Here is an 11,898-nt window from a genome sequence, read left to right as displayed (position 1 = left end):
TCATTTTAATCTCCATTCTAATTTAAAGACTAAATCAGTGGTCTAAAATGTATATGGTTTTCACAAATAAAAAATATCATCTTCCTTGTTTTATTGGTATAATATACCTATAATTATTTAGAAACATGGAGGAGACTATGGCATTAAAGTCTTGACTAAAATTTAGTACTATATGATTTTTAGCAGGAATTGTAATTATTATAGCTGGAGCAGTTGTTCCAACATTAAATCAACAAGTAACAGCCTTAAAACAAGAAATTATTAATTCATTAAGTGTTAAAGGATTAAACCCTAATCCATTAGAAACTTTACAGGGAGATAGTGCTTATAATATTTTAAATTTTTTATTATCATATGGTTCTTTTCAAGCAGTTTTTAGTTTAAATGGATTTGCTCTTTTTAAATTTTGAGTAATTGATTTATATATTTTTGTTCCTATTTTTACATTAATTGCAGTTGGAACAGCAATTTTTGTTATTGTCTTACTAACAAATATAACAGCAGCACATTGAAAATGAAATGTTCGTTTATTAGTTGGTAAATGAATGACAAGAATTGGTGGCTTTACTTTATATCTATCCTTATTTTTAGGATTATTTTTCATTGCCATTGCTGATGGTTTTTCTTTTGTACTGCGTGAAAAACTTTATTGATATAATTTAACTAATGGTCAAGGATTGGCAACTTGAATAAACAATGTACAATATCAACCAAATGTGTTTTCAATATTAGGTTTAATAATTAATCAAGATGGCTTAGGAACGCTTTTTGCGCAAGCACCAACAATTATGCAAGCAGGAGAAGTATTAATTATTTTTGTGATGCCCCTTGCTGTTGCTAATGTTGTGATTGGATTATCAATTCGCATTGCAATTGAATTATTATTACCATCATCAGCAGGACACCGTGGTGGATTTGTAACTCATTTTATGCAATGATTAGGATACATTAATATTTCTTCTCGTCGGGAACTTCGTCAACGCTTAGGAAGCAACATTGGAATGATTTTATTAATGATTGGTTTTATTGTAATTATGATTTTCCCTGCCTTCACGTCAACAACGGGGTATGTTAGAGCTAACTGAATTCTTTTAGTAGTTGCAATAGGATTAATGATCATTAGTTTTATTCCCCTTTATTTTATGTTGTTTTGTTTAGCACGTTTACAAGAATTTTCATATAATTTATTAATGTTTGTTCAAATGATAACATGATTAGTAATTGGTTTACTTTGACAAACCTTAATGTGAACAATATTTCGCCAATATTTTCAATATTCAGCCGTTGTGCCAGTAATTACAACTTTCTTCTTTGTTAATATTTTATTAGTTTCGTTTTATTTATTGGTTCGAGGATATCGAAAATAGGCTTTTAGTAAGAACTTCTTTGAAATAAAAAAGTTTTTTTCGTTTGGTATGCTATAATCCTATTAATTAATTATGAAAGAGAAGGGAATATTAAAATGACAAAATTTACAGCAAATGCAATTCGAAGAATGTGGTTAGATTTTTTTCGCAGTAAGGATCATTATGAATTATCTTCAGTATTATTGATTCCTATTGATGATCCGTCATTATTATGAATTAACTCTGGTGTGGCGACGTTAAAGCCATATTTTGATGGGCGAAAAACACCACCATCACCACGCTTGACAAATTCACAAAAATCAATTCGAACTAATGATATTGAAAATGTTGGTTATACAGCACGTCATCATACTTTGTTTGAAATGCTTGGTAATTTTTCAATTGGTGATTACTTTAAAAAAGAAGCAATTATGTATGCTTGAGAATTTTTAACTGATAAAAAATGAATTGGGTTTGATCCTGTCAAATTATATGTCACAATTTATAAAGATGATCAAGAAGCTTATGAAATTTGACGCAATGTAATTGGTTTAAGTGATGAACGAATTATTAAAGGTGATAAGGATACTAATTTTTGAGAAATTGGAACCGGACCATGCGGACCTAATACCGAAATTTTTTATGACCGTGGGGAAAAATATGATCCTGAGCAATTAGGATTAAAGTTATTGCAAGATGATTTAGAAAATGATCGTTATTTGGAAGTTTGAAATATTGTTTTTTCACAATATAATAATAATGGTGATGGGACATATACTGACTTACCACGAAAAAATATTGATACTGGTGCTGGATTAGAACGAATTACTTCAATTATTCAAGAAACACCAACTAATTTTGAAACTGATTTGTTTATGCCAATTATTAAAGCGGTTGAAAAATTAGTAAATGGAAAATATCATTATGATGAAACAGCATTGTTTAACAATGATTCAGAACAATTAAAAATTAATACTGCATTTAAAGTAATTGCTGATCATATTCGGGCAGTTACTTTTGCAATTGCTGATGGTGCTTTTCCGGGGAATAAAGATCGCGGTTATGTTATTCGGCGTTTAATTCGTCGTGCTAGTTTATATGGGAAAAAAATTGATTTAACAGAACCATTTTTATTTAAATTAGTGGGAACAGTAGTTAACATTATGCAAGAATATTATTCTTATCTAGTTGAAAAACAACCAATTGTTGAACAAGCTGTGTTAGATGAAGAAAATAAATTTTTAAGAACATTAGAACAAGGAAACAAACTTTTTAATGAAGTTAAAACAAAATATGGTACGATTTCAAAAGAACATGCCTTTCGTTTATTTGAAAGTTATGGTTTTCCAATTGAATTAATTGAAGAAGAAGCACACGAAGCAGGGATTAGTGTTGATCGTGTTGGTTTTGATGAATTATTAGAAAATACGAAAACAATTTCACGTACTAATCGAAAAGATATTAAAGCAATTCATTTACAAAGCGAACTTTTTACCAAGTTAGATGTTGCTAGTCAATTTGTTGGTTATGAACATGAACAAGTTAATAATACAGAAATTGTCTTTATGTTTGCTGATGATAAACCAGTCACAAAATTAACTAATACAACAGGATATATCATTTTAAAAGAGACACCATTTTATGCTGAAAAAGGGGGACAAGCTGCGGATCACGGATTAATTTTAAAAGACAATACGACAGCTTATGTTCTTGATGTACAACAAGGGCCAAATAAACAGCATTTACATTTTGTCAAAGTTGAAGGGACACTTAAGATTGGAGATTCGGTCAATGCGTCAATTGACAGTGATCGTCGTTTTTATACGCGGAAAAATCATTCAGGAACACATTTAATTCATGCTGCTTTACGAGAAGTGTTAGGAAACCATGTTATGCAAACTGGTTCTTATAACGATGATGAATGTTTACGAATTGACATTACACATAATCAAGCAATTACACCAGCGGAAATTACAGATGTAGAAGCTTCTGTTACAAAAGCAATTAAGGCTGCAATTCCTTGTGAAGTTATTTATACTGATATGCAAACAGCATTAGATGTGCATCATGCTTTAGCTTTTTTTACAGAAAAATATGATGCTGAGGTTCGAATTGTTAAATTTGGTACTTATTCTTGTGAACTTTGTGGAGGAACCCATGTGACTAATTCACAAGATGTTGAAGATTTACTAGTAACTGGTTTGGAATCAAAAGGAGTTGGAACATTTCGAATTCATGCTATTACCTCAAATAAAACAATTGCTAGTTATCTAAATGAACAATTTTTAAAAGAAAAAACTAAAGCAATTAATTATTTTGATAAGTATAATCAAGGTAAAAAAGCATTACTTGACCAACGTTTAGAGCAAACTTGAGAACAAATTAGTAATTTAACTGTTTCAAAAACAAACTGAAAACAGTTAAAAGAGTTAGTAGCACAATTTAAAGAAGATTTTAAACATTGACAAAAACAATATGATAATATTTTAATTCAACAATTTGTCAAACAATATAATACCTTGTTACCACAAACTAAAAATGGAATTAATGTTTTAACTCATCAATTTACAGCAAAAGTTGATATTAATGCTTTAAAAGTGTTAATTGATGATTATAAAGTTCGATATCAAAACTTACTAATTTTTTTCGTTGATGTTAGTGATGAAAAACAAGCCACATTAATTGTTGGTGTTAGTGATGATTTACACGATCGTTATCAAGCTGGAAAAATTATTCAACAATTAAATCCATTATTAGGTGGTAAAGGTGGCGGCAATAATAGTGTTGCTCAAAGTGGTTTTAACAATAAAGACAAAATTTTACTTGTTAAATTATTTGCTGACCCGCTAGAATTTTTAAAACATCATGGCTAAGTATTATTTAGGAGTTGATGTTGGTAGTAAAACTCTAGGCTTAGCAACAAGTCGGGGACTGATTGCGACTGGGTATGGTGTTTATCGCTTTCCAGAAAATGATTTTGCACAAGCAGCGCAATATTTAGCGGAGTTAATTACAACAAACCAATTTAGTGATATTATTATTGGCTATCCCAAAAATATGAATAATACAATTGGACCTCGTGCTTTAATGGTTAATGATTTTGTTGATATTTTAAAACCATTATTAGAAGCAACGATAACAATTCACTTAGTTGATGAACGGTTAACAACACGTCAAGCTCATCAAATAATGTTAGAAGCAAGTCTTTCGCGCCAAAAACGAAAACAAAAAAAAGATAGTTTAGCAGCGCAATTAATTTTAGAAGCATATTTACAACAGAAATAAAAGAGTCATTCTCTTTTATTTTTTTAATATTTAATTATACAAATATTGATATCAAAAGCAAGAAAAAATGATATAATTTTAGAAGAAGAATTTATTGACGGTTATAATTTAAAAATTTGAGGTAAAATGATGGCTAGTAAGAAATTGAATGAAACAAAACAATTACAAGAAGTTAATAATAATTTAAAAATAAATGTTAATGAAACAATGCTTATTAAAATGTTAACTAAGTCTTGGAAAAAGTCAGAACCATTTTTAAAGTTAATGGAAGAATATCAAAATTTGAATTCAAATAGTGCAATTGATTGAAATCAACGTTATGAAAAAGAATATGAAAAATTTGTTAAATTATTATTAGGAGAAAATGCACAATTTAAAAAAACCTCAAGTAAAAAATCATCATTATTTAAAAAAGAATTGGCAAAAAATGCAACGAGTAGCAAGAAAACAATGGGACTAAATCCTAGTCAGTTAAGATTATTGTCAAAACGAAAATTATCGCGAGTTGAAGACTTATTTCCATCGCGAGTTGTTCGTGGTTATCAAGCATCACAAGAAGCAATTGAATCAGAGATAAAACAACCACGTCAAGCTTTTTTAAATAATAATGAATCTGTTTTAGCAAGTTTGCCAACCGAACAAGTTGTTAAGAATGAACTAACCTTAGATGAGAATATAAAGTCTGATAAAGTATTTCCTTCATCAGAAGAAACTGAAAATATTATTAGTAAGTTAAATCTAAATCAGCAACGATTAATCCGACAACGCAATGAACATTATGGACGATTTCAAAGTCAAACACAAGGTTCAAAAAATGACAGTCAAAACGAGGAAACAATTGAATCATTAAAAGGATTTAATGAACAAGTGAAAGAACATGCAAATAATTGAGGATTAAATCAAAATCAATTACAATTGTTATCACGACGAGATAATACTAAACATGATTTTAATCCATATTCAAATCGAGCGCGAGAAGGTTATCATCCAGAAGAAGATTATTCTTTATCAAATCGGGATCTTAAATCACGGTCATTAGATGAAATTAAAGATCAAATGAATTTAAGTAAAAATCAATTAGAATTGTTGTCACGTCGGAATTCACATCATTCAGAGTGAAAACAAAATATGCAGCAAATCACACATAAAAAAGATAAAAATGAGACACCAATTGTGATTAATCCGGAACATGTTATTAAAAAACGTGATCAAATGGTCAAAGAATCATTATCCCGTAGTTTAGGAAAAACTAAGAAACAAATTGGTGGTAAATATATTCGTAATTTTATAAAAGAAGAACCAAAACGAAAACAAATTTTTAAAACTGATCTTTATTTAGAACCTGATATTACTAGACAAATTAATCCATTAATGATAAAACCATCAAAGAAGATTAAGTCAAAATTATCAGTAGAAAAAAATGAAGCAATTGTGCCAAATTTAACTTTCACAAATGCAATTAGTAGTAAGCAAAAGCAACCATTCTTGAATGGAGCTAGTCAAAATAGTGTACTTACTAAAACAATAGGGGCTAGCAATAATCAAATATTAATTGAAAAAACACAAAAAAATAAAAATGATTATATTTCAATTATTGATCCTAAAAAACGTCCTAATTTAAAAAAGTTAAAATATGGTAATGATTATGAAAAAAATAATGATAAAGTTTCTAATTTAAAAATAACAAAAAAACAATCTAATTTAATAGCAGAAGTAAATAATCAAACATTTATTCCTACTAAAAGAAAAGACACAGATTTGACTTTATATACACAGAAAGAATTAAAAGATTATCAAATTGATTATGCTGATTCGACAAAAACACCTGATTTAACAGTTGATTTAACGGAAAATCAATACACTTATGCAGGATATCATCCTCGTGAAATTCGTGAAATTCATCGGCGTCAGTTAGAACAACTTCATCAACGTTTATTAAAAGAAAAATTAATTCAAAAAAATATGCGTAAAGAACGGCGTTATCAAAAAAAACTTAATAATAAAAAAGTAAAACCTAAACCATTACCACAGATTTTAATTGAAAAATATCGTGCTGAAGGAAAAAAGGTTATTGATGGCTTTTTAGTTGAAAACTCTAATAATGAAAAGAGTGAAACAATAAGTAGTAACAATAAAGTGGTGAAGAATTAACAATGGAAAATAAAAAAATCACAACAGCCGAATTAATTCGTAAATATTTTGATGAAGTTGTGACATCAAGTGGCATTGATCCTCAGAAAAGACCTGATGTGGCTTTACAATGAGCGCGAGAGAAAGAATTATGAGCGCAAGAGGCAGATGCTATTGTTCAAAAACAATTATTACAAGCATTAGCAAATAATAATAAAATTCAAATACAACAAGTACAACGTCAACAAGAGTTAGCGCTTCGTGATTTACAACAAATTAGATTAAATGAATTAAAAAAACGAGAAGAATATTTGGCTACATTATCAAAACCAGTTAAATTACCAAAGATAAATAAAAAAATATTAAATAGTGAAGTTACTGGATTAGAATTGCAAGCAAAGCCAGTATTTAAAAATAGAAATGACATTAATAAAATTTCAACAGCAGAAGATAATTATGGCACTATTTTTATGCGAGAAATTGGTCGTGCATTGTTAGATGAATATAATATGTATCATCAACCACAAGAACAAGAATCTTCGCTGCTATCAACTGAAAAATCAATAAAAAGTAAGAGACAGCGTTATCTTCACAAAAAAGGCCCAAAATCACGCTGATAATCTTTAAGTTAAAAAAAGATATATTATTATAAATAATTTATTAAAAAAAGCAAAATTTTTAGTAAAAAAACTTTAAAAAAGTGCAAAAATTTTATATAGTATATGTAAGTATCAAAAAACGAGAAAATAGATAAAAGAGGAATAGAAAATGGCAAAAGAAAAAGACTCAGAATCTGTCGTAACTTCTCGTGTCAATTATGGAAACATTATTGATTATGATCGAGATACAACAGAACTAATGGATAAAAAATTAACGCCAGCAACAATCAAGGTTTTATTGGGACAATTAGATGAAAATAGCGCCGAATACCAAGCGTTAAAACAAAAATATGTTAACGAAGTTGTTGGAACTAAAAAAACAGGTGTTATTCGTTTAAAGGATAAAAAAAGAAATACTTGAGAAGAGCAAAGAGCTAAAAGTAAATTTATTGATTATAGTTATCGGGTTGAAAAAGAAATTCCTGTTTTGCAAAGATTAAAAAATCATAAAGCAAAACAAGCAGTTAGTAAGAAAGCAGGGTCAAAATCAAAGCCTTTCTTACCACAATTTTCACCAGTAATGTCATTATCAGAAGAAATAACAATTACTACCGAGCAAACGAGTATGCCAAAGAAAATGTCTGTTAAAAATGCCAATTCTAAAACAGAAAATTTAATGAAACCGCCATCAAAAGATAGTGAGCACATTAATGACCAGTTTTCTACTTTCTCAACCTGAAATCATTTTGATGCTAATCAGGTTAAAAATAAATTAGAATTATCAAACTCGTTTGAAGACGAACCTAAAACAATTATTTGTCGAAAAGAAACAGAAGAAGTAACAACAATTCGTCGTGATTTACGGCCAATCTTGGCACAACAAATTTCTCAAATTAAACGGAATGGTTTATCAATTGTTGATTTTGTTGTTGATCCAAATGATAAAATTGAAATTGAAAAAGGAGATGAAGAAATTCTTGTTCGTTTAATTAAACAATCACCAGTTGAAATTAGTTTAAATGAATTTGCTGAAAAAGATATTACTCCGCCAAAACCAAAGCCAGTTAAAATAATTCGGACAGCAGAAGATCCATTATCAATTGAAGAACGATTAATTTTACGATTAGAAAATAAAAGTCGTTTTCAGAAATTTACTGATGCAGAGCAAACGCAATTAGAACAATTAAAAGCAACTTTTGCTGCAAAACTAAATTATAAACAAAGAAAAAAAGATCGAGAAACTGCAAGAGCAAAGAAAGCGATTAATAATCAAACAAACAAAGTAATAAGTGATGAACAAGAATTATTGTTTGATGAAGATCTTTACAAAAAAACAAATTATAATCATCGTTATGATGAAACAAAACGGCCAAATATTGAAGAACGATTAGTTTATGATCAAAAAATGACGGAATATTTATTTGAAGTTCGACGTCAATATGAACAAGGATATAATCGTCAAATTTCTCAAGAATTAGCTGATTTTAATCGAGCTATTAACTTATCACGAGCAATTAAAACTAATGATGAAGAATTAAACGATGCAATTTTAAAAAACCGTAGTGAATCAATTTCCCTATTACGTAAGCATGTTATGCTATTAAACCAAAAGCAATATGCTGAAATTAAATTGCTAAATAAACAAGTGCTTAAATATAAAGATACAAAAGGAAACCTTGAAGAGTTTATTAAACGTCAAATGGAATTCCGATGGTTATTAAGAATTCGCGATGAAGTTAAAGAAAATCGGCAACTTTTAATTGAATCATTACGAGTGCAAGCAAAACTAATGCAAGACGCACGTAGTAGAAAATAGTGTATTAATTATTAATTATCACCTCGTTAAGTATTAACCAAATATTTATAAACCTTAAGGAGATAGGAGGTAACGAGAAATGATAAGAGATATAAAAACAGGGCATCTTTTTTTACGTAATGGAAAAAACATTTGCATTGATTGGATGGACCCCAATGAAATGTTTTTTGCAGGTAATTCACAAGATAAAAATCATTTTCTTAGTTATAATGTTTATACTGAAGATAATGTTACAGAAGCATGTAATAAAAAAGAATATATTTTATTAAGAAATGCTAAATTACATGGGAAATTACTGTATTTACATGCAAAAGAAATTAGATTTTTAAAGTTGGCAGAAATTAAAGCCCCATTATTAGTAGATGGGATTCATGTTCGGGTACAAGAAAAAATCTTTGATTATCAAGAACCTTTAGCACGGCGATATAATGAAGAATTAGTTGAAAAATTAACAGAAGAAGATGAAATTCAATATCGATATGCGTATCAAAAACGAACTAATCATTTTTGACATCGTAAGAAACCATAGGTTTATTTTTTACTTAATTTAAAGAAGGAGAAAATAAGATGTTAACATTTAAAAAACGACGTTATTTAGTTAAAATTCGACAGCAGCTTGGTTTACCACCGTTGAATTGAAAACAAGAGTTATATTCTGAGCAATATCATGGCTTTGATAAGATTATTGAACGATATGTTCGGACTGTTAATTATATGTGATATTTTAAAAATGTTGCTTTTTATGATGATTTTAGCCGTATTACATATTATTTTCCACGCTTAATTTTAACGCGAAAAAATCTTTATTTTTTAAAAATCAAAACATTATCTGAACCAGTAACAACAACATTAACAACCCCAATGTGAGAGCAAAGGAAAGGTTTAATTACTTCGCCAATTGTAACACAACAATTTATGATTAATCGGATGGTTAAATTACTTGATGCAAAACAATTTTTACGTACTGTTATAATTAATTTGGTTGTGATTAATAGTAAAGAACCATTTATTGTTACTGACTTGGTGCCTTATAATAATATTCAAATAATTAATCAGCAAGAAATGCATTGAAGTGATATAATAAAACATATTGAAAAAAACGATGATTTAACGATTGATCTTTTTGCCGATGAAACAATTTTAATGTTACATCATTTGTTAAGCGAGCATAGTCATCGCCATAATTATCGGTTACAAAAAAGTAGTTTATTTTGTTTATATCATTATATTTAAAGGAGTATGTCACGTGTCAAAACGCCAAGAACGCATTAATATTATTAATTTGTTATATCGTCACTTTGTTTTACAACATGATGTTTTAACAACAAAACAAGAAGCATATGATTTCTCACAAATGGTAACAACTTCTACGGAAACAATTCAAGTTGAGGAAATATTAGCAAATCTATCAGATATTATTGCGAAAATTAATCAACATTTAAAACCAGGATGAAATTTTGCTCGCTTAAGTAATTATCATAAGGCTGTTTTAGTATATGGAGTTTATGAAATTTGTTATCAACAATTAGCAAAGGCAATTGTCATTAATGAAAGTTTAGAAATTTTAAAATTATATGGAGAAGATACTGATTTTAGTTACATTAATTCAGTCTTAGATCAAGTTTAATTTCTAAAATATAAGAATTAGTTCATACAAATAAAAATGGATATTTATATCCTTTTTTTATTTTTTTTGGTAAAATGTTCTGAGCGTATTTATTAATTAAAACTGAATAAATATAGCTAGGAAAGGGGTAACCTATGAAACAAGTAGTTATAAAGGAACGCAAAGCAATTGATTCAACAAAACCACTAGTAGAAATAGTTGATGTTACAAAAAAATATAAAAATAAAGTTGCTTTGAATAACGTTAATTTAGTGATTAATCCAGGTGATCGCATTGGGGTAATTGGAGCCAATGAAAGTGGTAAATCAACATTAAGTGAAATTATTGGTGGAATTCGCCAACCAACAAGTGGTAAAGTCCATCGACAAGAAAATTTAACAATTGGTTTACAATTCCAAGAATCAAAATATCCAATTGGGATTTCAGTAATGGATATTGATTAAATACTATTTAAATACCTTTAATATTCCAATTAAAGATGTGCATTTACGTGAATTGTTACGAACATATCAATTAATTGGAATGGAAAATAAATTTGTTGAAGATCTTTCTGGCGGCCAACAACAACGATTAAATATTTTATTATCAGTAATCCATGACCTAGACTTAGTTATTTTAGATGAAATTTCAACTGGGTTAGATATTGAAGTTCGATCAGAAATTTTTCACTTTTTACAAGAGAATATTGTTGATAAAGGAAAAGCGATGTTTTTAGTAACACATATGATGAGTGAAGTTGAAGAGTTTTGTGAAAAATATATTTATGTTCACAATGGTCAAATTAAAGAAGCTGGTCAAGTCAAAGACATTGTCGCAAAATATGGTTCAGTGCATAATTTTACGTGACAAATGTTAGAGAAAAATAAAAAAGCTGATTTAGAACAACAATATCAAGCTGTAGTTAAAAAAGCAAAAACAAATTCACGGGTTAATAAAGTTGATAAATGGATTTGCTTTTAAGCAATGTAAAGTAAAGATGCAAATAGGACAATTCACCCTTATTAAGTCAATAATATATTTTTTATTAAAAATTGCAACTATTTTTTCAAAAAAAAATAATTTTTTTAAATTATGTAGTTATTTCAGCACCACGAA

Annotated in this window: 11 protein-coding genes; all 11 read left to right on the top strand. The window is 28.5% G+C overall.

The features are described 5' to 3' along the window. Nucleotides 1–137 precede the first annotated feature (137 nt). Nucleotides 138–1,367, top strand: a complete 1,230-nt coding sequence (gene scm1 / locus BST80_RS02150) for a motility-associated protein Scm1 (RefSeq protein ID WP_415745752.1) — start codon at nt 138–140, stop codon at nt 1,365–1,367. Between the two features lie 95 nt (nt 1,368–1,462). After that, nucleotides 1,463–4,219 (top strand): alanine--tRNA ligase, encoded by a 2,757-nt coding sequence (gene alaS, locus BST80_RS02145; protein WP_415745751.1) that lies wholly within the window; start codon nt 1,463–1,465, stop codon nt 4,217–4,219. Then, a complete protein-coding gene (gene ruvX / locus BST80_RS02140; RefSeq protein WP_415745750.1) occupies nt 4,212–4,631 on the top strand; it encodes a Holliday junction resolvase RuvX in 420 nt (139 codons plus the stop codon). The genes alaS and ruvX overlap by 8 nt, the downstream gene beginning before the upstream one ends. A 45-nt stretch (nt 4,632–4,676) precedes the next feature. Further along, complete coding sequence (locus BST80_RS02135; RefSeq protein WP_415745749.1) at nt 4,677–6,782, top strand: hypothetical protein; 2,106 nt, start codon at nt 4,677–4,679, stop codon at nt 6,780–6,782. 2 nt (nt 6,783–6,784) lie between these two features. Next, nucleotides 6,785–7,381 carry a hypothetical protein gene (locus BST80_RS02130; protein WP_415745748.1) on the top strand — a complete coding sequence of 199 codons (597 nt, stop codon included), beginning with the start codon at nt 6,785–6,787 and terminating at the stop codon, nt 7,379–7,381. 148 nt (nt 7,382–7,529) lie between these two features. Beyond that, nucleotides 7,530–9,176 (top strand): hypothetical protein, encoded by a 1,647-nt coding sequence (locus tag BST80_RS02125; protein WP_415745747.1) that lies wholly within the window; start codon nt 7,530–7,532, stop codon nt 9,174–9,176. A gap of 79 nt (nt 9,177–9,255) precedes the next feature. Beyond that, on the top strand, nt 9,256–9,705 hold the full coding sequence (locus tag BST80_RS02120) for a hypothetical protein (protein WP_415745746.1): 450 nt from the start codon (nt 9,256–9,258) through the stop codon (nt 9,703–9,705). A 38-nt stretch (nt 9,706–9,743) separates the two neighbouring features. Continuing rightward, complete coding sequence (locus BST80_RS02115; protein WP_415745745.1) at nt 9,744–10,409, top strand: hypothetical protein; 666 nt, start codon at nt 9,744–9,746, stop codon at nt 10,407–10,409. A gap of 13 nt (nt 10,410–10,422) precedes the next feature. Further along, nucleotides 10,423–10,803: a transcription antitermination factor NusB gene (locus BST80_RS02110; protein ID WP_348734924.1), complete on the top strand. Its 381-nt coding sequence runs from the start codon at nt 10,423–10,425 to the stop codon at nt 10,801–10,803. Nucleotides 10,804–10,937: 134 nt separating this feature from the next. After that, nucleotides 10,938–11,246, top strand: a complete 309-nt coding sequence (locus BST80_RS02105; protein ID WP_415745744.1) for an ATP-binding cassette domain-containing protein — start codon at nt 10,938–10,940, stop codon at nt 11,244–11,246. After that, the gene (locus tag BST80_RS02100; protein WP_415745743.1) at nt 11,239–11,763 is read left to right on the top strand and encodes an ATP-binding cassette domain-containing protein; all 525 of its coding nucleotides are present in this window, start codon (nt 11,239–11,241) and stop codon (nt 11,761–11,763) included. Before BST80_RS02105 ends, BST80_RS02100 begins: the two co-directional genes overlap by 8 nt. Nucleotides 11,764–11,898 lie beyond the last annotated feature (135 nt).

This window comes from Spiroplasma sp. Moj, from assembly GCF_016082285.1.
Classification (GTDB): domain Bacteria; phylum Bacillota_I; class Bacilli_A; order Mycoplasmatales; family Mycoplasmataceae; genus Spiroplasma; species Spiroplasma phoeniceum.
This window is presented reverse-complemented; position numbering and strand designations above follow the sequence as displayed.